The organism is Streptomyces sp. NPDC051909, from assembly GCF_040681095.1.
GTDB lineage: Bacteria > Actinomycetota > Actinomycetes > Streptomycetales > Streptomycetaceae > Streptomyces.
Map to the genome: position 1 here is coordinate 421,355 of NZ_JBFAYA010000003.1, position 24,467 is coordinate 445,821.

At 74.3% G+C, this 24,467-nt stretch carries 17 protein-coding genes; 9 read left to right on the top strand and 8 right to left on the bottom strand.

Annotated elements, in window-relative coordinates:
- The first annotated feature begins 41 nt into the window (after positions 1-41).
- Positions 42-4,760 carry a hypothetical protein gene (locus tag AB0M18_RS07465; RefSeq protein ID WP_365755849.1) on the top strand — a complete coding sequence of 1,573 codons (4,719 nt, stop codon included), beginning with the start codon at positions 42-44 and terminating at the stop codon, positions 4,758-4,760.
- Positions 4,761-4,840: 80 nt separating this feature from the next.
- On the opposite strand, the gene AB0M18_RS07470 is transcribed toward AB0M18_RS07465, so the two are convergent.
- Entirely contained in the window at positions 4,841-5,275 is a 435-nt protein-coding gene (locus tag AB0M18_RS07470) for a hypothetical protein (RefSeq protein ID WP_365755882.1), read from the bottom strand.
- 427 nt (positions 5,276-5,702) lie between these two features.
- Here AB0M18_RS07470 and AB0M18_RS07475 point away from each other — a divergent pair, with 427 nt between their 5' ends.
- The 4 genes from AB0M18_RS07475 to AB0M18_RS07490 are packed head-to-tail and all read left to right on the top strand — an operon-like array spanning position 5,703 to position 9,888.
- On the top strand, positions 5,703-8,435 hold the full coding sequence (locus tag AB0M18_RS07475; protein WP_365755850.1) for a nitrate- and nitrite sensing domain-containing protein: 2,733 nt from the start codon (positions 5,703-5,705) through the stop codon (positions 8,433-8,435).
- A complete protein-coding gene (locus AB0M18_RS07480; protein WP_365755851.1) occupies positions 8,432-8,869 on the top strand; it encodes a roadblock/LC7 domain-containing protein in 438 nt (145 codons plus the stop codon). Before AB0M18_RS07475 ends, AB0M18_RS07480 begins: the two co-directional genes overlap by 4 nt.
- Before the next feature lie 16 nt (positions 8,870-8,885).
- Positions 8,886-9,299 carry a DUF742 domain-containing protein gene (locus AB0M18_RS07485; RefSeq protein ID WP_361579798.1) on the top strand — a complete coding sequence of 138 codons (414 nt, stop codon included), beginning with the start codon at positions 8,886-8,888 and terminating at the stop codon, positions 9,297-9,299.
- Positions 9,280-9,888 (top strand): ATP/GTP-binding protein, encoded by a 609-nt coding sequence (locus tag AB0M18_RS07490; protein WP_365755852.1) that lies wholly within the window; start codon positions 9,280-9,282, stop codon positions 9,886-9,888. Before AB0M18_RS07485 ends, AB0M18_RS07490 begins: the two co-directional genes overlap by 20 nt.
- Positions 9,889-9,910: 22 nt before the next feature.
- On the opposite strand, the gene AB0M18_RS07495 is transcribed toward AB0M18_RS07490, so the two are convergent.
- Genes AB0M18_RS07495 through AB0M18_RS07505 form a run of 3 tightly spaced genes read right to left on the bottom strand, consistent with a single transcriptional unit; the run spans position 9,911 to position 12,379 of the window.
- Entirely contained in the window at positions 9,911-11,098 is a 1,188-nt protein-coding gene (locus AB0M18_RS07495; RefSeq protein WP_365755853.1) for a lipid-transfer protein, read from the bottom strand.
- Entirely contained in the window at positions 11,095-11,580 is a 486-nt protein-coding gene (locus AB0M18_RS07500) for a zinc ribbon domain-containing protein (protein ID WP_365755854.1), read from the bottom strand. The genes AB0M18_RS07495 and AB0M18_RS07500 overlap by 4 nt, the downstream gene beginning before the upstream one ends.
- Before the next feature lie 37 nt (positions 11,581-11,617).
- Positions 11,618-12,379: a M15 family metallopeptidase gene (locus tag AB0M18_RS07505; RefSeq protein ID WP_365755883.1), complete on the bottom strand. Its 762-nt coding sequence runs from the start codon at positions 12,377-12,379 to the stop codon at positions 11,618-11,620.
- Between the two features lie 191 nt (positions 12,380-12,570).
- On the opposite strand from AB0M18_RS07505, the gene AB0M18_RS07510 reads away from it, so the two are divergent.
- Positions 12,571-13,089, top strand: a complete 519-nt coding sequence (locus AB0M18_RS07510) for an NUDIX domain-containing protein (RefSeq protein ID WP_365755855.1) — start codon at positions 12,571-12,573, stop codon at positions 13,087-13,089.
- 378 nt (positions 13,090-13,467) lie between these two features.
- Here AB0M18_RS07510 and AB0M18_RS07515 read toward each other — a convergent pair whose 3' ends face one another.
- On the bottom strand, positions 13,468-15,840 hold the full coding sequence (locus AB0M18_RS07515; RefSeq protein ID WP_365755856.1) for a glycoside hydrolase family 31 protein: 2,373 nt from the start codon (positions 15,838-15,840) through the stop codon (positions 13,468-13,470).
- A gap of 216 nt (positions 15,841-16,056) precedes the next feature.
- Here AB0M18_RS07515 and AB0M18_RS07520 point away from each other — a divergent pair, with 216 nt between their 5' ends.
- Positions 16,057-18,021 (top strand): acetoacetate--CoA ligase, encoded by a 1,965-nt coding sequence (locus tag AB0M18_RS07520; protein ID WP_365755857.1) that lies wholly within the window; start codon positions 16,057-16,059, stop codon positions 18,019-18,021.
- A gap of 62 nt (positions 18,022-18,083) precedes the next feature.
- Here AB0M18_RS07520 and AB0M18_RS07525 read toward each other — a convergent pair whose 3' ends face one another.
- Positions 18,084-19,403 carry an aminotransferase class I/II-fold pyridoxal phosphate-dependent enzyme gene (locus AB0M18_RS07525; RefSeq protein ID WP_365755858.1) on the bottom strand — a complete coding sequence of 440 codons (1,320 nt, stop codon included), beginning with the start codon at positions 19,401-19,403 and terminating at the stop codon, positions 18,084-18,086.
- 47 nt (positions 19,404-19,450) lie between these two features.
- Here AB0M18_RS07525 and AB0M18_RS07530 point away from each other — a divergent pair, with 47 nt between their 5' ends.
- Entirely contained in the window at positions 19,451-20,758 is a 1,308-nt protein-coding gene (locus AB0M18_RS07530) for an MFS transporter (RefSeq protein ID WP_365755859.1), read from the top strand.
- Positions 20,759-20,792: 34 nt separating this feature from the next.
- Positions 20,793-21,722 carry a hypothetical protein gene (locus AB0M18_RS07535; RefSeq protein WP_365755860.1) on the top strand — a complete coding sequence of 310 codons (930 nt, stop codon included), beginning with the start codon at positions 20,793-20,795 and terminating at the stop codon, positions 21,720-21,722.
- Between the two features lie 68 nt (positions 21,723-21,790).
- Here the strand turns inward: AB0M18_RS07535 and ptsP are convergent, their stop codons facing one another.
- Complete coding sequence (gene ptsP, locus AB0M18_RS07540) at positions 21,791-23,461, bottom strand: phosphoenolpyruvate--protein phosphotransferase (RefSeq protein WP_365755861.1); 1,671 nt, start codon at positions 23,459-23,461, stop codon at positions 21,791-21,793.
- Positions 23,462-23,542: 81 nt separating this feature from the next.
- Positions 23,543-23,992, bottom strand: a complete 450-nt coding sequence (locus AB0M18_RS07545) for a PTS glucose transporter subunit IIA (protein WP_365755862.1) — start codon at positions 23,990-23,992, stop codon at positions 23,543-23,545.
- Positions 23,993-24,467: the final 475 nt, after the last annotated feature.

Genomic DNA, 24,467 nt, shown 5'->3' on the forward strand with positions numbered 1-24,467 from the left:
CGCCCGCGTAACCGATCACTCCCAGTACGAGAGTCCGCCGCATGTACGAGCTGTCCCGGGTCCGCCTCTACTCCATCGGACCGGCCGGTGCCCGCTACGCCGACACCGTCCTGGACCTGCGCGGGGTCGGCACGCCGGTGCCCCACCCCGCGCCCACCCAGGCGGAGTTCTTCGAGGAGGAGCCGGTCGGCCCGCCGCGCCGCCCCGCCCCCGCCGGCGTGCTCTTCCTGGAGAACGGCGGCGGCAAGTCCGTGCTGCTCAAGCTGATCTTCTCGGTCATGCTCCCGGGCCACCGCAACACCCTCGGCGGCGCCAGCTCCGGCGTGCTGCGCAAGTTCCTGCTCGCCGACGACTGCGGCCACGTCGCCCTGGAGTGGCAGCACACCCTCACCGGCGAGCTGGTCGTCGTCGGCAAGGTCAGCGAGTGGCGCGGCCGCCAGGTCTCCAACGACCCGCGCAAGTTCGCCGAGGCCTGGTACTCCTTCCGGCCCGGGCCCGGCCTCAGCCTGGACAACCTGCCGGTCGCCGAGGCCACCTCCGTGCGCCCGTCCGCCGAGGGCGCCTCCGGCGCCACCGGCCGCCGCCGCACCATGAAGGGCTTCCGCGACGCCCTCACCGAGGCGGGCAAGGCCTACCCGCACCTGGAGGTGTCCTGGGAGGAGATCCACGACCGCTGGAACGAGCACCTGGGCGAGCTCGGCCTCGACCCCGAACTCTTCCGCTACCAGCGCGAGATGAACGCCGACGAGGGCGAGGCCGCCGGCCTCTTCGCCGTCAAGAAGGACTCCGACTTCACCGACCTGCTGCTCCGCGCCGTCACCGACACCCGCGACACCGACGGCCTCGCCGACCTGGTCAGCGGCTTCGGCAACAAGCTCGGCCGACGGGCCGAACTCACCGCCGAGCGCGACTTCACGGCCGGTTCCGTGGACCTCCTCGGCCGGATCGTCGAGGCCGCCGGGACCCGCGCCCGGGCCCGCGACGTGCACGCCGGTGCCGAGCGCCGCACCCGCACCCTGGCCCGCCGGCTCTCCGCCCGCGCCGCCCAGGAGCGCGGCCGGACCGCCGAGCTCGCCCAGCAGGTCACCTCCGCCGCCCACGCCGTCTCCGAGGCCGAGACCGCGCGCGGCCGCAGCGCCCTCGTCGCCGCCGAACTCGCCTACCGGCACGCCTCGCTGGCGCTGACCGCCGCCGAGAAGGGCGCCGCCGCCCAGCGCCGCGAGCTCACCGACGCCCGCACCCTGCACTCCGCCTGGCAGGCCGCCGAGTCCGTGCTCCGCCACCGCGCCGCGAGCGACCGCTCCGCGCGCGTCGCCGCCGCCATCCGCGAGGCCGAGCGGGACGCCGCCCCGGCGCTCGCCGCGCGTGCCAAGGCCGCCGCCGATCTCGTACGGGCGCTGGCCTCCGCCGCAGAGGAGGGCGAGCGGCAGGCCGCCGAGGAGGAGGAACGCTCCGCCGCCCTCCAGGAGGCCGGCGAGGCCGCCCACCGTGACGCCACCGCCGCCGCCACCGACGCCCAGCGCGCCCGCAGCGAGGTCGGCCATCTGCGCCAGCGGCTCGCCGAGGTCGAGCAGGAGACCGCCGAGGCCGTCCGGGCCGGCTGGCTCGACGACACCGTGCCCGACGCCGACCCGGCCCGCGCCGCGCTCGCCGCCAGCGACGCCGAGAAGACCACCGTCGCCGCCTGGGACGCGGCCCGCGAGGCCGCCCGCACCGCCACCGAGCGGGCCCGCGAGGCAGCCGCCGCCGAGTCCCGCGCCGAACTCGCCGCCGCCCGCGCCGCCGACGCGGCCGAGGCCGCCGAGAACGCCTACGACGCCGAGCGCCGCGCCGCCGAGTCCCTGGCCGCCGACCCGCGCCTGACCGAACTGCTGAGCCTGCCGGGCGCCGCACCGGACGCGGGCGGCTCGGCGCTGCCCGGGCAGCGCGGGACCTCGGGCACGGGGTCCGCCGCCGGCCGGGCCGCCGACGGCGCCGGAGACGGCCGCGGCTCCGCGGGCGGCGACGCGCTCGCCCGCACCCCCGGCGACCCGCTCACCGTCACCGACTTCGACCGGTACGCCGACGAACTGCGCGGCCTGCTCGACCAGTCGATCGCCTCCGCCGAGCGCCGGCTCTTCGACCTGCGCACCGCAGCCGCCGACGACAACCGCATCCTCGGCGCCCTCGGCGACGGCGGCCTGCTGCCGCCCGGACCCGACGTGCTCGCCACCGTCGAGTACCTCGGCGAGCACGGCATCCCGGCCCTCCCCGGCTGGCGCTACCTCGCCCAGGCCGTCGACCCGGCCGACCACGCGGCCGTTCTCGCCGCCCGCCCCGAGCTCGTCGACGGCGTCGTGATCACCGACCCCGTCTCGTACACCCGGGCCCGCGAGGTACTCGGCGGCGCCGCGCTGCTGCCCCGCTCCACCGTGGCCGTCGGCACCGCCGCCGCCCTGCTCGCGCCGGTTCCCGCGCCCGAGAGCGGCCAGGACACGGACGTCTTCCTCGTCCCGCCGAACCCGGCCATGCACGACGAGCACGCCGCCGACGAGGAGCGGCAGGCACTGCGCGCCCGCGCCGCCGCCCGCGACGAGGACATCCGCACCCTCGCCGCCCGGCTCACCGGCGACCGCTCGCTCGCCGCCCGGATCGGCGCCTGGCGCGCGGACTGCCCGCCCGGCATGCTCACCGAGCTCGCCTCCGTGGCCGCCTCCGCCCGCGCTGCCGCCGAAGCCGCCGACGCCAACCTCGCCGAAGCCCGTACGGTACGGGCCGAGGCCGACGAGGCCGCCGCCGACGCCACCCGGGTCCGCGACGAGCGCCAGGACGCCGCCCAGCGCGCCCGCCGCGCCGCCGACGCCCTGGCCGGACTCGCCTTCCGGCTCCGCGAGCGCTCCGCCTGGCAGGCCAGGCTGCGCGAACTCGCCGACGAGGCCACCGAGTCCGAGGCCCGCGCCCAGACCTGCCTGGAGCGCGCCCGCGCCGCCGACGAGGACCGCCGCGCCGCCCAGCGCGCCGCCGACGACGCCCACCGCACCGCCCGCGCCCTGCGCGCCGAGCGCGCCGAGATCGCCGGCGCCCCCGAGAACCTCCCCGAGGAGGACGCCGACGCCCCGCGCGCCGCGCTCCCCACCCTCCGCGAGGCCTACCGGGCCGCGTCCCAGGTGTACGAGAAGGTCGGCGTCGGCGCCGACCTGCGCGCCGAGCAGGCCCGCGCCGAGAGCGACGAGTCCGCCGCCCTCGCCGAGCTCGACCGGCTCACCAACAAGGTGCGCACCCGCGCCGAGCAGCTCCTGGAGTCCACCGACGGCGCCGACGGCCCGTCCCGCCAGGCCGCCGCCGCCCGCGCCGAGGCCCTGGTGCAGAAGCTGGAGACCCGCGCCTCCGAGGCCAGCGAGAAGCTGGGCCGGCTGCGCGGCGAGGCCGAGCGGCTCGCCCCCGAGGACGCCGAGGCGCACACCGAGCTGCCCGAGGAGCTCGTCCCGGCCGACGCCGAGCACGCCCAGACCCTGCTGCGCGGAGCCACCGCCGAACTCGCCGCCCGCACCGACGCCCTGGAGGCCGCGCGCGCCGCGCACACCGGTCTGCTCCAGGCCCACCGGGCCGCCGAGGACGCCGCCGGCGGCTTCGACGAGACCGCCGCCCTCCTTCGCGACCTGCTCCGCGACCACACCGAGGAGGAGCAGGAGGAGCCCGAGCCGTACCCGGGCCCGCTGGCCGAGGCCCGTACCTCGGCGGCGGAGGCCCGCCGTTCGCTGCGCGGCTGCGCCGCCGACCTGTCCGCCGCCGACGCCGCCGTCCGCGAGGCCGGCGACATCCTCGTACGGCACGCCAACGCGACCCGCTTCGAGCAGGTCCGCACCCCGGCCCGGCAGCAGATCCGCGAACTGCCCGCCGCCGCGCTGCCCGAGCACGCCGCCAAGTGGGCCGAGGCCTTCGCGCCCCGGCTGCGGGTGCTCACCGACGAGCTGGCACAGCTGGAGCGCAACCGCGACTCGATCGTGGACCGGCTGCGCGGCCTGGTGGAGTCGGCGCTCACCACGCTGCGCTCCGCCCAGCGGCTGTCCCGGCTGCCCGAGGGCCTGGGGGAGTGGTCCGGCCAGGAGTTCCTGCGGATCCGCTTCGAGGAGCCGGACCAGGCCACGCTCACCGAGCGGCTCGGCGAGGTCATCGACGAGGCCACCCGCTCCGCCGTCAGGAAGAACTCCGACCTGCGCCGGGACGGCATGTCCCTGCTCCTTCGCGGTGTCCAGGCCGCCCTGGAGCCCAAGGGCATCGCCGTGGAGATCCTCAAGCCGGACGCGGTGCTGCGCGCCGAGCGCGTCCCCGTCGGACAGATGGGCGACGTCTTCTCCGGCGGCCAGCTGCTCACCGCCGCCATCGCCCTCTACTGCACGATGGCCGCGCTGCGCTCCAACGACCGGGGCCGTGACAAGCACCGGCACGCCGGCACCCTGTTCCTCGACAACCCGATCGGCCGCGCCAACGCCACATATCTGCTGGAACTCCAGCGGGCGGTGTCGGACGCGCTCGGCGTCCAGCTACTCTACACGACCGGTCTGTTCGACACGACCGCGCTCGCCGAGTTCCCGCTGGTGATCCGGCTGCGCAACGACGCGGACCTGCGGGCCGGTCTGAAGTACATCAGCGTGGAGGAGCACCTGCGCCCGGGCCTGCCGCAGCAGCGCACCGAGGGCGAGACGATCCACGGCGAGATCACGGCGACCCGGGTGTTCCGCCGTACCCCGGCCGAGCCGGCGCCCGACGCCGAGCAGTAGCGGACAGGACGCACGACGGCCCGGCCTTCCCCGAAGGGAAGCCGGGCCGTCGGCCGTCCGCGTGCACCGTCGTCCGTCGCTCAGGCGGCGTCGGTCAGCACCCGCTCCTCGGCGGCGCGCTCCTCGGCCGCTTCGCCGCCCTTCTGCTCGCCGCCCTTCTTCGCGTTCGCGCGGGCGGCGCGCTCCTCGCGGCGCCGCTCGCGCCGCGCTTGGCGCGCCACGCTGCTCGGCTCGGACACGACGCCGTTGCGCTGGCGCCAGACCTGACGGGTGACCCAGACATCCAGGACGCTCCAGGTGGCGACCACCGTGCTCGCGACGGTCGACACGGTCAGGGGGAAGGCCAGCCAGGAACCGGTCACCGAACAGAAGAAGGCGACCATCGCCTGTATCAGCGTCACCGAGGTGAGGAGCACGGCCCGCACCGCGGCCCTGCGCACCGGATCCGGCAGCCGGCTCCGGCCCCGGTCGTCATCCACCCACAACTGCCGCACCGGCCGCGCCTCGTGGCCCATCGCGCCCTCACTCCCCACCACGGATGTCTCCGGGGAGACTGCTGCCCGTCTTGGGTCGCTTTACGCGGACACAACCCCCCCCGGTACAGAATGACGTACCCGTGAGGGAAAAGGTTTCACCGGGGCCCCCTTCCCGTCCGCTTGCGGAAGGAACAGTTCCAGCCATCTGTCCGCAGCCGGGAATTGTCCCGTTGTCAGGTGTCGTACGCCACACTGCCGGAACCCAACTCCCCGAATACCGGGACATCTCATGATCAAGACTCACTCGACCGGCTGAAAATCGTCCGGACACGTCTTCGAGATGGCTGTGATGCAGTAGTAGGCTCGCGCGCGGTTTGTTGAAAATGAAGGTTGACGCCGCGTGTTGACGCCGGGCGTGACGACGTGAGAGACCTCCGTGGCCGCGGAGGCCGAGCTGGGGGAGGCCATGCGCTTTCGCGGGAAGTCCATCCGCAGGAAGATCGTGGCCCTGTTGCTCGTGCCGCTCGTCTCCCTCACCGGACTGTGGGGGTTCGCGACCGTCCTCACCGGGCGCGAGGCGCGCCAGCTCCTCGACGTCGCCTACATCGTCGAGAAGATCGGCTACCCGATCGAGGACACGGCCCGCGTCATCCAGAAGGAACGCCGCCAGTCCCTGATCTACCTCGCCGACCCGCGCGCCGCCGACGCCCAGACCCGGCTGCGCGAACAACGCGAGGCCACCGACCGGCAGATCGAGCTCATCCGCCGCAACGCCGCCGACAGCGGCGTGCGCGCCGACATGAACCCCGTCACCGCCCAGCGGCTCGACTCCTTCCTCACCGCCCTCGACGAACTCTCCTCACTGCGCCGCTCCGTGGAGAACCGCAGCATCGGCCGCATGCAGGCCCTGGAGTTCTACAACCGGCTCGTCGACCCCTGCTACGGCTTCCTCATGACGCTCCACGCCCTGGAGAACGTCGAGATGGACAAGCAGGGCCGCGCCCTCGTCGGCATCACCCGCGCCCGTGAACTCCTCTCCCGCGAGGACGCCGTCATCGCCTCCGCCCTCATCGCCGAACGCGTCACCGGCGAGGAGGCGCGCCTGGTCACCGACCTCGTCGCCGGCCGCAAGCTGCTCTACGAGACCAGCCTCGAAGTCCTGCCCGGCAGCGAGCGCGACCGCTTCGAGACGTACTGGTCCGGCGCCGACACCGCCACGCTGCGCAAGTCGGAGGAGGCCTTCATCACCGAGGGCGCCACCGCCCGCCCCCACTCCGTCACCGCCGAGCGCTGGCAGGAGCAGGCCGGCCCGGTCCTCGACTCCCTCGCCCGCGACAACTACGCGGCCGGCGACCGCTACCAGGAGCGCGTCCAGCCCGCCGCGTACAGCGTCCTCCTCAAGGCGGGCGTGGCCGGCGTCCTCGGCTTCGTCGCCCTGCTCGTCTCCGTCATCGTCTCCGTCCGCATCGGCCGCGAGCTCATCCGCGACCTGCGCCGGCTGCGCAAGGAGGCCCAGGAGGTCTCCGGCGTCCGGCTGCCCAGCGTCATGCGCCGGCTCGCCGCCGGCGAACACGTCGACGTCGAGACCGAGGTGCCCCACCTGCGGTACGAGGACGACGAGGTCGGCCAGGTCGGCCAGGCCCTCAACACCCTCCAGCGCGCCGCCGTCGAGGCCGCCGTCAAGCAGTCGGAGCTGCGTCGCGGAGTTTCCGAAGTATTCGTCAACCTGGCCCGCCGCAACCAGGTCCTGCTGCACCGCCAGCTCACCCTGCTCGACACCATGGAGCGGCGCACCGAGGACACCGAGGAACTCGCCGACCTCTTCCGGCTCGACCACCTCACCACCCGTATGCGCCGGCATGCCGAAGGCCTCGTGATCCTCTCCGGCGCCGCCCCCTCCCGCCAGTGGCGCAAGCCCGTCCAGCTCATGGACGTGGTCCGCGCCGCCGTCGCCGAGGTCGAGGACTACGAGCGCGTCGAGGTCCGCCGGCTGCCCCGGCTCGGCGTCGGCGGCCCCGCCGTCGCCGACCTCACCCACCTCATCGCCGAACTCCTCGAGAACGCCACCGTGTTCTCGCCCCCGCACACCGCCGTCCAGGTGCTCGGCGAGCGCGTCGCCAACGGCTTCACCCTGGAGATCCACGACCGCGGCCTCGGCATCAACCCCGACGCCCTGCTCGACGCCAACCTCCGGCTCGCGGAGACCCCCGAGTTCGAGCTGTCCGACACCGACCGGCTCGGTCTGTTCGTCGTCAGCCGTCTCGCCCAGCGCCAGAACGTGCGCGTCTCGCTCCAGCCCTCGCCGTACGGCGGCACCACCGCGGTCGTCTTCATCCCGGCCGCGCTGCTCACCGACGCCCCCGAGACCCAGGGCGCCGGCTTCCGCCTGGACCGCAAGACCCCCGAGCGCACGCCCGGCGGCACCCTCGACCGCAGCGGCGGCACCGGCCCGGACGGACTGCCGTCCCGCCGCCCCGCCCTCACCAAGGTGCCCGACCCGGCCCTCGAACCGGCCGCGCCGCTCCTCGACGGCCCCGTCGAACTCGAGGCCCCGCTCGGCTCCGAGAGCTTCGGCGACCTGCTCGGCGGCGCCGACGACCTGCTCGACTCCGAGAGCGAGCGCGGCGGTCTGTTCCGGGCCCGCGAGCACCGCCGCCGCGGCGAACAGCACCAGCAGACCCCGGAGCACTCCGGCGGCCGCGCCGCCGACGGTGCCCCCGCCCGCCCCGTACCGCTGCCGCGTCGCCGCCCGCCGACACTCGTCGTCGACCACGGCCGACGCCTCGACGAGGACGGCCGCGCCCACCCGGCCGGCGGCCCCGCCGAGGAGGACACCCCCGGCGCCCGGTCCGACGACACGATGGAGCTGGCCCGGGTCCGCCCCGCGCCCACCCTCGTGCCCGTCCCCGAGGACGACGGCCCGGCACCCTTCGCCGGACTGCCCCGCCGGGTCCGGCAGGCCAGCCTCGCGCCCCAGCTGCGCGACACCGGCACCGCCCGGGCCGACGACCGGCCGGCCGGCCGGACCGGCCCGGCCCCCGCCGACCGCACCGACTCCTTCGAGCGGGACGCCGAGGAGGTGCGCAGCCGCATGGCCTCGATGCAGCGCGGCTGGCAGCGCGGCCGCCGGCAGAACACCGAAACGACAGCACCCGGAACGACAGCACCAGGAACGACACCCGAGGGGGACGGTCGATGACCGCACCGAACGCCGCAGCCCACAGCTCCGCCCACGGCAACGGGGAGCTGAACTGGCTCCTCGACGAACTGGTCCAGCGCGTCGGCTCCATCCGCAAGGCCCTGGTGCTCTCCAGCGACGGCCTGGCCACCGGCACCTCGCAGGACCTCACCCGCGAGGACGGCGAGCACCTCGCCGCCGTCGCCTCCGGCTTCCACAGCCTCGCCAAGGGCGTCGGCCGCCACTTCGAGGCGGGCCGGGTCCGGCAGACCGTGGTCGAACTGGAGGACGCCTTCCTCTTCGTCACCGCCGCCGGCGACGGCAGCTGCCTGGCCGTGCTCGCCGACGCCGACTCGGACGTCGGCCAGGTCGCGTACGAGATGACCCTGATGGTCAAGCGGGTCGGCGCGCACCTCGCCACGGCCCCCCGGTCCGGACCGACCGCCGGAGGATGAGGAGAGGGGGGACGGCATGACCGACGCAGCAGCAGACCAGTCCCGCGAGGAGCCGGTCGCCCGCTGGTTCGACGACGAGGCGGGCCCGGTGGTCCGCCCGTACGCCATGACCCGCGGCCGCACCAGCGCCGCGACCCGCCACCGGCTCGACCTGATCGCCCTGGTGGTGCTCGACCCGGCCGCCGACGACCCGGGACGTGACCAGACGCTGTCCCCCGAGCACGTGGAGATCGTCGAACGCTGCGCCGAGCAGCCGCAGTCGATCGCCGAACTCGCCGCAGCACTCGACCTGCCCGTCGGCGTGGTACGGGTCCTGGTCGGCGACCTCGTCGACGACGAGCTCGTGCACGTGACCCGCCCCGTTCCGCCGGCCGAACTGCCGGACGTGAGCATCCTTCGCGAGGTGATCAATGGCCTTCGGGCGCTCTAGCTCCACCCGCCAGCAGCCGCCGGTCGAGCCGGTCACGCTGAAGATCCTGGTCGCGGGCGGTTTCGGGGTCGGCAAGACCACCCTGGTGGGCACGGTCAGCGAGATCCGGCCGCTGCGCACCGAGGAGATCCTCACCGAGGCGGGCCGGCCGGTCGACGACCTGCACGGCGTGGAGGCCAAGTCGACCACCACCGTCGCCATGGACTTCGGGCGGATCACCCTGCGCGAGGACCTGGTCCTCTACCTCTTCGGCACGCCCGGCCAGGACCGCTTCTGGTTCCTGTGGGACGAACTCGCGCAGGGCGCCCTGGGCGCGATCGTGCTCGCCGACACCCGGCGCCTGGAGGACAGCTTCGCCGCCATCGACTACTTCGAACGGCGCGGCATCCCGTTCACGGTCGCCGTCAACTGCTTCGAGGGAGCGAGCCGTTACCCGGCGGAGACGGTCCGGGGCGCGCTCGATCTCGACCCCGAGGTCGAGCTGGTGATGTGCGACGCACGCGACCGGGAGTCCGTGAAGAACGTCCTGGTCGCGGTCGTCGAGCACGCCCTGGTGCTCGCGGACGCGCCGAAGGCGCTCACGCCCTGAGGGGGAGGCGGGTGCGCTGTGCTCAGCGCACCGCCACCACCGCCGAACCGTGCCCGAACAGACCCTGGTTGGCGGTGATCCCGGCCCGCGCGCCCGGCACCTGCCGGTCGCCGGCCTCGCCCCGCAGCTGCCGGGTCAGCTCGCAGACCTGCGCGATCGCCTGCGCCGGCACCGCCTCGCCGAAGGAGGCGAGGCCGCCGCTCGGATTGACCGGGACGCGCCCGCCGAGCGCGGTGACTCCGTCCCGTACCAGCTTGGCGCCCTCGCCCGGCGCGCACAGACCGATGTCCTCGTACCATTCCAGCTCCAGGGCCGTGGACAGGTCGTACACCTCGGCGAGCGACAGCTCGCCGGGCCCGAGCCCGGCCTCCTCGTACGCGGCCCGGGCGATCGACGCCCGGAAGGAGAGCGGCGCGGGGGAGGCCGCGACGGCCGAGTCGGTCGCGATGTCGGGCAGGTCGAGGACCGCCTTCGGATAGGTCGGGGTGACCGTCGACACCGCCCGGATCCGGACCGGATCGGGATGCCCGTGCCTCCGGGCGAAGTCCATGCTCGACAGGACGAGCGCCGCGCCCCCGTCGGAGGTCGCGCAGATGTCGAGCAGTCGCAACGGGTCGGCGACCACGGCCGAGGCCGCCACCTCCTCCGCCGTCACCGGCGTGCGGTAGCGGGCCAGCGGATTGAGCGCGCCCGCCGCCGCGTTCTTCACCTTGACCAGGGCGAAGTCCTCGGGCGTGTCTCCGTACAGCGCCATCCGGCGGCGCGCGTAGAGCCCGAAGTAGGCGGGATTGGTCGCCCCGAGCACCCGGAAGCGCAGCCAGTCCGGATCGTCCGGCCGGTCCCCGCCGGCGGGGGCGAAGAATCCCTTCGGCGCCGCGTCCGCGCCCACCACCAGGACCACGTCCGCGAGCCCGCCGAGGATCTGTGCCCGGGCGGTGTTGACGGCCTGGGCGCCCGAGGCGCAGGCCGCGTAGACGCTGGTGACCCGCGCGCCCTGCCAGCCGAGCGCCTGCGCGAAGGTCGCGCCCGCCACGTAGCCGGGATAGCCGCCGCGCACGGTGTCCGCACCGACGATCGAGCCGATGTCCCGCCAGTCGAGCCCGGCGTCGGCGAGCGCGGCCCGGGCGGCCGCCGTTCCGTACGAGACGAAGCTCCGTCCCCACTTGCCCCAGGGGTGCATTCCGGCCCCGAGGACGGCGATGTCGTTCACGCGTGGGCCTCCGGGGATCCGTGGGCGGCGACCGGCCGCCAGTGCCAGGTGGTCCAGATGTGCTCGTCGTCCTCGTCGAGCACCCCCGGCACCAGCTCGACCTCGGCGCCGACCGCCAGATCCGCCGTGCGCACCCCGGGTGCCGCCTGGCCGAGGACGACCATGGCCTCCGCCGCCAGTTCGACCGCGACCAGGGTGTACGGCTCCCAGGGCGCGGCCGGGTCGGAGACGTACGGCGCGGGCGGCCGGTAGCGCCCGTCGGTGTACGACCAGACGCGGCCGCGCCGGGAGAGCGGTGTCTCGGCCAGTTCGCCGCCGCCCGGGCAGCCGGGGTTGCGGCACCAGTCGTCCACGCGCGGGAAGAACACCGAGGCGCAGGCCGTGCAGCGGGTGCCGAGGAGCCGGAACTCCCCGTCGGGGACCGGTCCTTCGGAGTCGTGGGTGAACCAGCCGGCCACCACCGGCCTGTGCGTCCGTGCCATCTCCCGGCCTCCCGCCCCACCGCAATCTGACGATTCGTCAGAAGTGTGCCACGGCCACGGACCTCCGTGCCACCGGGAAGTCGAAGAACGTCGACGGGAACGGCTCCGGCTTGAAGGTGAAGTGCCACCACTCCTCGGGCAGGTTGACGAAGCCCTGCGCCGCGAGCGCGTCCCGCAGCAGGTCCCGGTTGGCCCGCTGGACACCCGTGATCCGCGGATCGTCGGTGTGGGAGAGGGTGTCGAAGCAGTCGAACCCCGTCCCCATGTCGAGGGAGTCGTCCGGGAAGCGTTCGTCCCGCGGTGCGAAGCACGCGACCTGAGGCTCGCCCGGAACCCACCGGCGGGTCGGCGCGGCAGGCAGCGGCACGATGGTCAGGTCGACCGTCGAACCCCGGCTGTGCCCCGACTTCTCCGCGATGTACCCGTCCGCGAACAGCCGCGACTTGTCGACCAGCGGGTAGAACTCCCGCTTCATCCGCTCGTCGTCGAGGTCCTTCGCCCAGCGCACGAAGTGGTCCACGGCCCGCTGCGGCCGGTAGCAGTCGTACACCTTCAGGGTGTAGCCGCGGGCGAGCAGCCTCGTCTGCGCCCGGTGCAGTGCCTCGGCGGCCGGGCGGGTCAGGATGCACACCGGTTGCCGGTAGCCGTCGATCCGCTCGCCCACGAAGTTGTGCTCCGTGGTGTAGCGCATCTCCTGAAGGATCGTCGGGTCCACGCGGTCGAGCGCCACGAACTCCTTCGGGGCCTTCGGCTCGGGAGCGGCACTGGCCGAGGGGGCCGCGGCGGTGGCCGTCATCATCCCGGCGGTGGCGAGCGCGCCGAGGGCGCCGAGGGCGCGGACGGCGCGGACGGCTCGGAGAGCGACGGTGAGACGGTGTCCGGAGCGTCGAGCGGGACGGGTGCGTCGGGTGCGTCGAGTCAGTCCAGTCATGCGCACCGTCTATCAGTAACGGCGGCGCCGGGAAAGGGTGATCGCGTACGGTCGGCCGCGTGACCGACTCCGCTGCCGTCCCGCACTCGCACTGTTCCTCCTGCGGCGCCCGCTACCCGGCCGATGCCGGCTGGCCCCGCACCTGCCCCGCCTGTGGCGCCACCGCCTACCGAAACCCGCTCCCGGTCGCCGTCGCCCTGCTGCCCGTCACCCACCCCGACGGCACCGCCCTGCTCGTCATCACCCGCACCATCCCGCCGCAGACCGGCCGGGTCGCGCTGCCCGGCGGTTTCATCGACTTCGCCGAGGACTGGCAGGCGGCCGTGGTCCGCGAACTGCGCGAGGAGACCGGCATCGAGGCCGCCGCCGAGGACGTCCGCCTTGCCGACGCCCTCAGCTCCCCGGCCGGCCACCTCCTCCTCTTCGGCCTCCTCCCACCCCGCCCGGCCACCGCCCTCCCGCCCTCGGTCGCGACCTCCGAGACCAGCGGCCACCACCTCCTCCACGCCCCGGAGGAACTGGCCTTCCCGCTCCACACGGAGGCGGTACGACGCTTCTTCGCCGGGGCGTACGGGTAAGGGGCGGGGCGGACACGACCCCGCGCCGCCCGCCGGCTCCGTCCGGACGACCGGGGCGGGCCGGCCCCGGGGCCTCCGCTCCCGCGGCCGGCCGAGCCGGAGGCCCCGCGCCGCTGCCTGCGGCGCCCGCGCCCGGCCACGCCCCGGCCGGCGGACCGGAGCGCCTCGTGTCCCGGCCCGGGCGGACGGGCGCGCGGGCGCCGGGCCGGCCCCCCGACCCCGCGCCCGCCAGGGCGCCTAGGGCCTGTCCGGCGGATCATGGCCGGGTCCGCGACGCCTGGCACGGCACTTGGCCGCTTCCCCTAGGCCCTGGCGGGCCTGGGGAGACCCAGGCACCAGACGCCGCGGCCTGTCCGACCCTGATCCGCCGGACAGGCCCTACGCCCCCAGCCCCCGCACCCGGACCGGAAGGTCCGGCTCCGTCATGCCCTCGTCCGTGACCCGTTCCACCACCACCCGGCCGTCCACCAGACGCGACTGGTAGCGCTCGATCTCCGCCGGGTCCCAGCCGTCGCCGGTGTCGCGGACCACCAGGCCGCCGCCGGTGCGGCCCGGGGCCGGGGCCCACACCTCCAGGACCAGGTGCTCGCCCTCCTCGCCGCGCACCGGGAGCACCGCGCCCGCCCGGGCGAGCACCGGAATCCGCGAGGGCGGCGCGTCGAGGAGCACCTGTCCGGGGCCCTCGTACGCCTCGCCGGTCGCCGTGTCGTACCAGCGGCCGCGCGGCAGCCGTACCGCCCGCCGGTCCGTGCCCCGCGAGAGCACCGGCGCCACGAGCAGCGAGTCGCCGAGCAGGAACGCGTCCTCGCAGTCCCGCAGCGCCCGGTCCTCCGGTGCCCCCCACCACAGCGGCCGCACATACGGCGCGCCCGTCATCCGCGCGAGCCGTGACAGGGTGACGAAGTACGGCCGCATCCGCTCCCGTTCGGCCAGCGCCACGCGCGCGTGCGCGAGGACGTCCGGCCCGAACTCCCACGGTTCGCGGCGCCCCGCGTCGATCGCCGCATGGGTGCGGAAGAGCGGAAGCCAGGCCCCCAGCTGGTACCAGCGCAGGAACAGTTCGGGCGACGGGCTCCCGTCGAAGCCGCCCACGTCGGGACCCGAGTACGGCACCCCGCACAGCCCCAGGCCGAGCACGAGCGCCAGCGAGGCGCGCAGCCCCGGCCACCCGGTCGACACGTCGCCGGACCAGGTCCCGCCGTACCGCTGCATGCCCGCCCAGCCGGACCGGGAGAAGAGGAACGGCCGTTCCTCGGGCCGCAGCCGGCGCAGCCCCTCGTAGCCGGCGCGGGCCATCGTCAGGCCGTAGACGTTGTGCGCCTCGCGGTGGTCGCCGCCCCGCCCCTCCAGACAGTGCCGGGCCGAGCGGGGCAGCGTCCGGTCGCCGAAGGCGGCGAAGGAGACCGGCTCGTTCATGTCGTGCCACACCCCGGAGAAGCCCTGCTTGAGCCGCTCCTCGTACAGCGAGCCCCACCAGTCCCGCGCCGCCGGATCGGTGAAGTCCGGATAGGCGCACTCCCCGGGCCACACCACCCCGTGGACCTCCTCGCCCCGGTCGTCCCGGACGAACGCCCCGGCGGCCCGCCCGGCCTCGTACACCGGCTCGCCAGGCTCCGCCTTCACCGCCGGGTCCACGATCGACACCAGCCGCACGCCCCGCTCGCGCAGTTCGTCGGCGAGTCCCGGCAGGTCGGGGAAGCGCTCCTGATCCACCGTGAACACCCGGTGCCCGGCGTAGTGGTCGATGTCCAGATGCAGCACGGACAGCGGCAGACCGTGCTCCCGGTAGCCGTCGACCACCCGCCGCACCTCGCGCTCGCTGCCGAAGCCCCAGCGCGCGTGCTGCGGGCCGAGCGCCCAGGACGGCGGAAGCGCGGGCGGGCCGGTGAGCGCCGCCCAGCCGTGCAGCACGCGCGCGGGGGTGCCGACCACCACCCAGCAGCGCAGCGGGCCGCCGTCCATCCGCACCTCGCTGGTGCCCGGCCGGTCATGGCCGGAGCCCGCGCCCTCCTCGCCCTCGGCGAGCAGCACCCGCCCGTCCCAGGAGTTGTCGTAGAAGGCCAGATGGGTGCCCGCGTCCGCGACCACCAGCTGCACCGGCATGGTGATGTACAGCGGGTCGTCCGCCGGCCCGAAGGCCCCCTTGGGGTCGGTGTTCCACAGCCGGTACGAGCCGTCCCGCAGCCGCGGTCCCGAGGCCCGCCCGCCGAGCCCGAAGAACCGCGCGTCGGCCGGCACCTCGCTGCGCTGCACCCAGCGCGCCGCCCCCGGCGCCGCCGCCCCCTCGCGCACCGGCTCCCACCAGCGCGGCGGCAGGTCCCGGCGCAGCACCACACCGCCCGGCGTGCGCACCTCCACCGCCCCGTGCCGGGACACCGCGACCGTCACCCGCTCCGACACCACCCGCCAGCCGCCGTCGGTGTCCGGCTCCAGAACGGCCCGCGGGTCCGGCTCCGGCGGCTCGCCGGCCACGCCGTACGAGGGCAGCGGCCCGGCCCCGTCCCAGCCCCAGAACACCGTGCCGCCCGCCGACACCGAGATCCGCAGCTCCGAGCGGGCGAACCGGACGGTCCCGCCGCCCGGCGCCGGCTCCACCTCGTCCACCGGACCGGGCACCCGCGCCCGCTCCGCCCCCCTGCGCGGCAGCGCCCGCGCGTCCGTCCGCCGCTGCCGCCATGCCGCGCGCACCGCCCGCAACCCCTGCACCGAACCCATCACCCTCACCGCGCGCACCAGCTCACGACCGTCCATGCAGCTCACCCTGCCATCCGTGCCGGGCCGAGCGAGCTCCGTTCAACTGCCGTTCACCCGTGGTGGGAGCACATATTCAGCGACCAGACCATGGGCAGGGGACCCTGGACCGAACGAAGATCACATGGCATCGTCCCTGTCAGCCGCGTCACGCGCACACCCCAGCACGTGCGCGCGACACACGCAGACCCGCGTACAGCCAGGGAGCCGACCCACATGACATCGCAGACCGAGCCGCTGTGGCAGCCCGACGAGGACCGCGTCGCGGCGGCCGCCGTCACCCGCTTCCAGGCCTGGGCGGCCGAGCGCCACGGAGCACCCGCCGAGGGCGGCTACGCGGCCCTGCACCGCTGGTCCGTCGAGGACCTCGAGGGCTTCTGGGCGGCCGTCGCCGAGTGGTTCGACCTCCGCTTCGCCACCCCGTACGAGCGCGTCCTCGGCGACCGCTCGATGCCCGGCGCCGCCTGGTTCCCGGGCGCCACCCTCAACTACGCCGAGCACGCCCTGCGCGCCGCCGACGTGCGGCCCGACGACACCGCGCTGCTGCACGTCGACGAGACCCACGAGCCGCGGCCGATCACCTGGGCCGAGCTGCGTCGCCAGGTCGGCTCGCTCGCCGCCGAACTGCGCCGCCTCGGCGTCGAGCCCGGCGACCGGATCAGCGGCTACCTGCCCAACATCCCCGAGGCCGTCGTCGCCCTGCTCGCCACCGCCGCCGTCGGCGCCGTGTGGACCTCCTGCGCGCCCGACTTCGGCGCCCGCAGCGTCCTCGACCGCTTCCAGCAGGTCGAGCCGGTCGTCCTGTTCACCGTCGACGGCTACCGCTACGGCGGCAAGGAGCACGACCGCCGCGACACCGTCGCCGAGCTGCGCGCCGAACTGCCCACGCTGCGCGCCGTGGTGCACATCCCGCTGCTCGGCACCGCAGCCCCCGAGGGCGCCCTGGAGTGGTCCGCGCTCACCGCCGCCGACACCGCGCCGGTCTTCGCGCACGTGCCCTTCGACCACCCGCTGTGGGTGCTGTACTCCTCCGGCACCACCGGCCTGCCCAAGGCGATCGTGCAGTCGCAGGGCGGCATCCTGATCGAGCACCTCAAGCAGCTGGGGCTGCACTGCGACCTCGGCCCCGAGGACGTGTTCTTCTGGTACACCTCCACCGGCTGGATGATGTGGAACTTCCTCGTCTCCGGCCTGCTCACCGGCACCACCGTGGTGCTGTACGACGGCAGCCCGGGCTACCCGGACACCGGCGCCCAGTGGCGGATCGCCGAGCGCACCGGCGCCACCCTGTACGGCACCTCCGCCGCGTACGTCATGGCCTGCGCCAAGGCCGGCGTGCACCCCGGCCGCGACTTCGACCTGTCGAAGGTGACGTGCGTGGCCACCACCGGCTCCCCGCTGCCGCCCGACGGCTTCCGCTGGCTGCACGACGAGGTCCGCGAGGACCTGTGGATCGCGTCCGTCAGCGGCGGCACCGACGTCTGCTCCTGCTTCGCCGGAGCCGTGCCCACCCTCCCGGTGCACATCGGCGAGCTCCAGGCCGCCTGCCTCGGCACGGACCTGCAGTCCTGGGACCCCTCCGGCAAGCCGCTGACCGGCGAGGTCGGCGAGCTCGTGGTCACCAACCCGATGCCGTCCATGCCGATCCGCTTCTGGAACGACCCCGACGGCAGCCGCTACCGCGACAGCTACTTCGAGATGTTCCCCGGCGTCTGGCGGCACGGCGACTGGATCACGATCACCGACCACGGCTCGGTCGTCATCCACGGACGCTCCGACTCCACCCTCAACCGCCAGGGCGTCCGTATGGGTAGCGCCGATATCTACGAGGCGGTGGAGCGGCTCCCGGAGATCCGCGAGTCCCTGGTGATCGGCCTGGAGGAGCCGGACGGCGGCTACTGGATGCCGCTGTTCGTGCACCTCGCCGACGGCGCCACCCTGGACGAGGAACTGATCGGGCGCGTCAAGAGCACGATCCGCGCCGAACTCTCCCCGCGCCACGTGCCCGACGTCATCATCGAGGTCCCCGGCATCCCGCACACCCTGACCGGCAAGCGCATCGAGGTCCCGGTCAAGCGCCTCCTCCAGGGCACCCCGATGGCCAAGGCCGTCAACCCCGGCTCGGTCGACAACCTCGACCTGCTGCGCTTCTACGAGGAGCTGGCCCGCACCCGCAAGTAGCCCCCGGACACACGGAGAGGGCCCCGCGCACGCCGGTGCGCGGGGCCCTCTCCGTCTCCGCGCTAGCCGCCGTACGTCGCCTGCGCGTCGCCGAGCACGGCGGCGAAGTCGGCCGCGAGCCGTTCCGCGTCCGCCGGGGCGAGGGCGGCCGTGGTGATCCGTACGCCGGTGGGCGCCGCGATCCGGAAACGCGCACCGGCCGCCACCCACCAGCCCTGCGTCCGCAGCCCGTTCACCACCGCCGACTCGTCGCGCACCGGCACCCACAGGTTCATCCCGCTGCCCTCGGCACAGCGGATGCCGTACGAGCGGAGCGCGCCGGCCAGCGCCCCGCGCCGTTCCGCGTACGCCGCCTCCCCGGCCGCGACCAGCCGGGCCGTCCCCGGATCGGTGAGCAGTCCGGCGACCGTCTCCTGCAGGACATGGCTGACCCAGCCGGAGGTCATCAGCATCCGCCCGTCGTGCCGGGCGATCGTCACCGGATCGCCCGCGACCCCGGCCCAGCGCAGGTCGACGCCCAGGCGCTTGGAGACGGTGCGCACCTGCGCCCAGCGGTCGAGCCCCGCCGCGGCCAGGGTGGGCGCGGCCGGGCCCGAGAGCTCGGCCGTGTAGTCGTCCTCGACGACCAGGACCTCGGGGAACTCCCGCAGCCGTTCGACCAGCGCGTCGCGCCGGGCGGGGGAGAGGGAGGCCCCGGTGGGGTTCTGGGCGCGCGGGGTGCACACCACCGCCCGTACCCCGGCCCTGAGCGCCGCGCCCAGGGCGTCCGGGGTGATGCCCTCGCGGTCCACCGCCACCGGCACCATGCGCAGCCCCAGGGCCGGGACCAGGTCGAGGAGGTGGTGGAAGCCGGGGTCCTCGACCGCGACCGCGTCGCCCGGGCGGAGTTCGACCGAGAGCAGGCGGGCGATGCAGTCGAGCGCCCCGTGCGCGAAGCTCACCCGCTCCGCCGGGACGCCGTCCCGGGCGTACCAGACGCGGGTCAGCTCCTCCAGGGCGGCGAGCCGCGGCGCGGCGCGGTGCGAGCCGAACACCGGACGCACCTCGGCCGGCGGGTGCAGCACCGGCAGGAACGCGGGGTCCGGGTGCCCGCCGGCCAGGTCCACCAGGCCCTCCGGCACGCGCGGCGGTCGGCGCGAGGCCACCGAGGGCGCCTCCGCCACGACCGTGCCGCCGCGCCCGCGCGTCACCACCAGGCCGCGCTGCCGGAGTTCCTTGTACGCGGTCGCCACCGTGCCCGGGCTGACGCCGAGGTCGTCGGCCAGCCGTCGTACGGGAGGCAGCGCGTCGCCCGGCGCGAGCTCGCCCTCGGAGACCCCGCGCTCGACGGACGCGGCGATCCCCTTGGCCGTCGTCCCACTGATCGAATATTGTGTTGCCACGTACAGAAGTATGTATCAATACATAACTCGCGTCAAGGGGGAACCGAGTGAGCCGCCCGACTCCATGGCACCGCACCGCGCTCGACCGCATACCCGGCGGCCGCGACGGCCGCCGGATGCTGATCGTCAGCATCATCGACAAGACCGGCACCGGCCTCTGGGCCGGCTGCACCGCGCTCTACTTCACCTACGTCTCCGGACTCGGCCTCGGCCAGGTCGGCCTCCTCATGACCGTCTCCGGTGGAGTCGGCATCGCGGGCGCACCCCTCGCCGGCCGGCTCGCCGACCGCTTCCCCCTCGTCCGCGTCATCGTCGCCACCCAGGTCATGCGCGCCGCCGCCCTCCTCGCCCTCCTCACCACCGACCACTTCCTCCTGCTCACCCTCTACTCCGCCCTCGGCGCCCTCCCCGACCGGGCCGGCAGCGTCCTCATCAAGCTCTACGCCGCCCGCCTCGCCGGACCCGAACGCGTCCGCTACCAGGCCATCCAGCGCACCACCGTCAACATCGGCTGGTCCATCGGCGGCCTCGGCGCCGCCGGCGCCCTCGCCACCGGCAGCGTCCACGCCTACCCCCTGCTCCTGGTCGGCAACGTCGTCTCCTACGCCGTCATCGCCGCCCTCACCCTGCGCTGCGCCGAACCCCCGGCCCCCACCCACATCGCCGCCATGTCGTCGGCCTCCGACGGCGGGACCACCGGCACCCCCGCCCCGCGCCGCGCCAACCCCTGGCGCGACCGCACCTTCCTCGGCTACACCGCCACCGACGCCGCCCTCTACCTCGACGACACGATCCTCCAGGTCGCCGTCCCCCTCTGGATCGTCCACGCCACCGCCGCCCCCGCAGGCCTCGCCCCGCTCCTCCTCGTCCTCAACACCGTCCTCGTCGTCCTCTTCCAGGTCCCCCTCGCCCGCTTCGGCGCCACCACCCCCGCCGCCCGCCGACTGATCGTCCCGCTCTCCGGCCTCTTCGTCCTCGGCACCCTCGCCCTCGCCGCCTCCGCCGCCGGCGGCCGAGCCCTCGCCATCGGCGCCCTCGTCGTCGCCGTCATCGCCCTCACCTTCGCCGAGATCATCCACGCCACCGCCTCCTGGGAACTCTCCGTCGCCCTCGCCCCAGCCGACGCCCAGGGCACCTACCTCGGCGTCCACGGACTCGCCCCGTCGGGCCAGCGCTTCGCCGGCCCCCTCCTCGTCACCGCCGTCATGACCGCCGGCCCCCTCGCCTGGCCCGTCCTCGGCCTCGCCCTCGCCGGCGCCGGAGCCGCCCAGCACCGCCTGATCCGCGACCGCGTCACCAGGTCCGAACCCGCCCAGCCGTCACTGTCAGTGCCCCCGGTTACGGTGAGTGAGTAGTCAGTCGCATCGACGACAACACCCAGGGGGACCCATGACCGACCACCGCACCACCGACCGCACGAGCAACCACGTCACGGACCGCACGACCCGCGCGGTCCTCCGCCGCGCCCTGCGCCGCGAAGTCGCCGGCACCGTCGCCCTCCTCGCCGACGAGGAGGACTTCACCGCCATGCGGCAGTACCCGACCTTCGCCTTCGACGACCACCACAGCTACCTCGCCCACGTCGAAGCCCTGCTCGAAACCCTCCACGCCCGCGGCGGCCACACCTCCGTCACCCTCTTCGACCCCGAGGACTACGCCGAACACTGCGCCGCCACCGGCCGCGACTCCGACCACCCCACCAGCCGCGCCGCCTACACCGCCGAACGCGCCGCCACCGGCCCCCGCGTCACCTACACCGGACAACCCCTCACGACCCTCGTCCCCACCCTCGTCGACACCGCCGTCCGCCACGCCACCTGGGAGTACGCCACGATGCTCCTCACCGACGCCGGACCCTGCGCCGACTGCGGCCAGGACATCGGACGCGCCTCCTTCGACCGCGCCTCCCACCTCCTGCTCCGCCTCCTCGACGGCGCCGGACCCGGCACCCACCACCTCGTCTGCAGCGTCCCCGCCGAGGACGACCAGCTCATCGCCACCCTCCACACCACCCGCGACACCACCGGACCCGCCCGCCTCGACACCGCCGAAGGCGCCGAGTTCCTCAGCGTCCTCGCCGCCGGCATCGCCCTCGGCAGCCCCGGCGGCCTCGTCCTGCGCACCACCACCCCCGGCGTCCCCGACCGACTCCACGGCTGGCGCCTCCACGACGGCCGCCTCCACCCCCTCACCGAGGCCGAGGTCTTCGACGCCTACTGCACCGACGCCCGCACCGGCGAGCCCATCGCCCCCGAACCCCACGTCGACTACCGCGCCGGCTTCCCCCTCGGAACCACCGACGACCCCCACCCCCACTGACGCCGAAGGGGCTCCTCCCGCCACGACGGCGGGAGAAGCCCCTTCGAAACCGACCACACGGCCGGGAATCACTCCCCGGACAGCACCGCCTGCGCGGCGATCCGCGCGTCGTGCGCCGTGTCCGCGGCACGCGCCGCGGACGCCGCACGCTCACACTGCGCCAGCGTGTACTTCGCCAGCGTCGCCCGCACATACGGAATCGACGCCGCACCCATCGACAGCGAGGTCACACCCAGACCCGTCAGCACACACGCGAGCAGGGGATCCGCCGCGGCCTCACCACAGACACCACAGCTCTTGCCCTCGGCCTTGGCCGCCTCGGCCGACAGCGCCACAAGGTCGAGCAGCGCCGGCTGCCACGGATCCTGCAGCCGCGACACCGCACCCACCTGACGGTCGGCCGCGAAGGTGTACTGCGCCAGGTCGTTCGTGCCCAGCGACAGGAACTCGACCTCCTGCAGGATCGAACGCGCCCGCAGCGCGGCCGACGGAATCTCCACCATCGCACCGAACTTCGCCCGCAGCCCCGCCTCACGGCACGCGTCGGCGAACGCCTTCGCATCCGTGCGGTCGGCCACCATCGGCGCCATGACCTCCAGATACACCGGCAGACCCTCGGCGGCCTTCGCCAGCGCGGTCAGCTGCGTCCGCAGCACCTCCGGGTGGTCGAGCAGCGTCCGCAGACCCCGCACACCCAGGGCCGGGTTCGGCTCGTCGGAAGGCGTCAGGAAGTCCAGCGGCTTGTCCGCACCCGCGTCGAGCACCCGCACGACCACCCGGCCCTCGGGGAACGCCTCAAGCACCTTGCGGTACGCCTCGACCTGCTTCTCCTCGGACGGCGCCTTGGCACTGTTGTCCAGAAACAGGAACTCGGTACGGAACAGACCCACGCCCTCGGCACCGGCCTCGACCGCCGCCGGCACGTCCGCCGGACCACCGACGTTGGCGAGAAGCGGCACCTTGTGCCCGTCCGAGGTCGCCCCCGGACCGCTGGAGGCGGACAGCGCCGCCTTGCGCTCCTCGGCGGCCTTGGCCAGCGCCGCCTTCTTCTCCTCGCTCGGATCCACGAAGATCTGGCCCGTGGAACCGTCCACCGCGATGACCGTGCCCTCGGCGATCTCGCCCGCACCCGGCAGCGCGACCACGGCCGGTACGCCGAGCGCACGCGCCAGGATCGCGCTGTGGCTGGTCGGCCCGCCCTCCTCGGTCACGAAACCGAGCACCAGCGCCGGGTCGAGCAGCGCCGTGTCCGCCGGCGCCAGGTCCCGGGCGATCAGTACATACGGCTCGTCGCTGTCCGGCACACCCGGCATCGGCACACCGAGCAGCCGCGCCACGATCCGGTTCCGCACGTCGTCCAGGTCGGCCACCCGGCCGGCCATGTACTCGCCGGCACCCGCGAGCAGCTCCCGGTAGTGCGAGAACGCGTCGAAGACGGCCCGCTCCGCCGTGCTGCCGACCGCGACCCGGCGGTCCACATCGGCCATGAGCTCCGGGTCCTGCGCGATCATCGCCTGAGCCTCGAGCACCGCCTGGGCCTCGCCACCGGCCAGATTGCCGCGCGCAATCAGGTCGGCGGCCACAGCCTCGACGGCCTGACGGGCGCGCCCCTGTTCGCGCTCCGCCTCGTCGGCGCCGATCTGCTTGGCCGGCGGCTCCAGGACCGCCGTGCCCATGTGCCGGACCTCGCCGATCGCCACCCCGTGGCTGACGCCGACGCCTCGCAGCGTTGTCTCCATCTCACCCGTCTCCGATAGAGCGGCGGCCGGGCCGCCGCGTTGAATGTCGTCTGCGCGCTCGTCAGTGGGACGAGCCGACGGTCAGCTCCAGGAGAAGAGCTGGTCGCCGGCCTTCACGTCCCCGTCCTCGCGGAGATCGGAGAGGGAGTCGGCCGTGGCCTCCAGGGCGACGACAGGGCAGACGGGGGACTTGCCCGCCTCTTCGACCGCAGCGGGGTTCCAGCGCACGACGGCCTGTCCGCACGTCACGGTGTCACCCTTGTTGACGAGGAGCTCGAAGCCCTCGCCATTGAGCTGAACGGTGTCGATGCCGAGGTGCGTCAGCACCCCGTGGCCCTCGGCGTCCACGACGACGAACGCGTGCGGGTGCAGCGAGACGACGACCCCGTCGATGGGCGAGACGGCCTCGCCGGGCTCACGCACGGGGTCGATGGCGGTGCCGGGACCGACCATCGCGCCGGAGAAGACCGGGTCGGGAACTGCGGCGAGACCGATGGCGCGTCCAGCGAGTGGCGACGTCACGGATGTCATGGGAAGCCTCCCAGGGGCGGAGATATTCGGCGCCGTCACTACCTGTCCTGGACGGCGTACTGTTCAGAAGCGTATGTCATGGGAAGTCCGGGTTCCGCCCGGGACGTCCCGGTTAGCGGACCTAGAGACCACCCGGAAACGATTTGCTTCTAGTGATGGTGGGATGTACTGTCGTAGTCCTGCCTGACCCCAACGCGGCTTTGAGTCGCGGGTCGGCAGCACCTATCAAGCCAGATCCTAACCCCAGTGGTCTACACCTCTGCGTGCTCGCAGGGGGAGTGGTCGGGGGGAGCGGGAAAGCCTGGTAGTGTTTGACCCCGCCGAAGGAACCCCAGGTGAATTCCTGGAAAAGGGACCGGAAAGCACCGAGGAAATCGGATCGGAAAGATCTGATAGAGTCGGAAACGAAGGAAGCGCCCGGAGGAAAGCCCGCGAGGGTGAGTACAAAGGAAGCGTCCGCACCTTGAGAACTCAA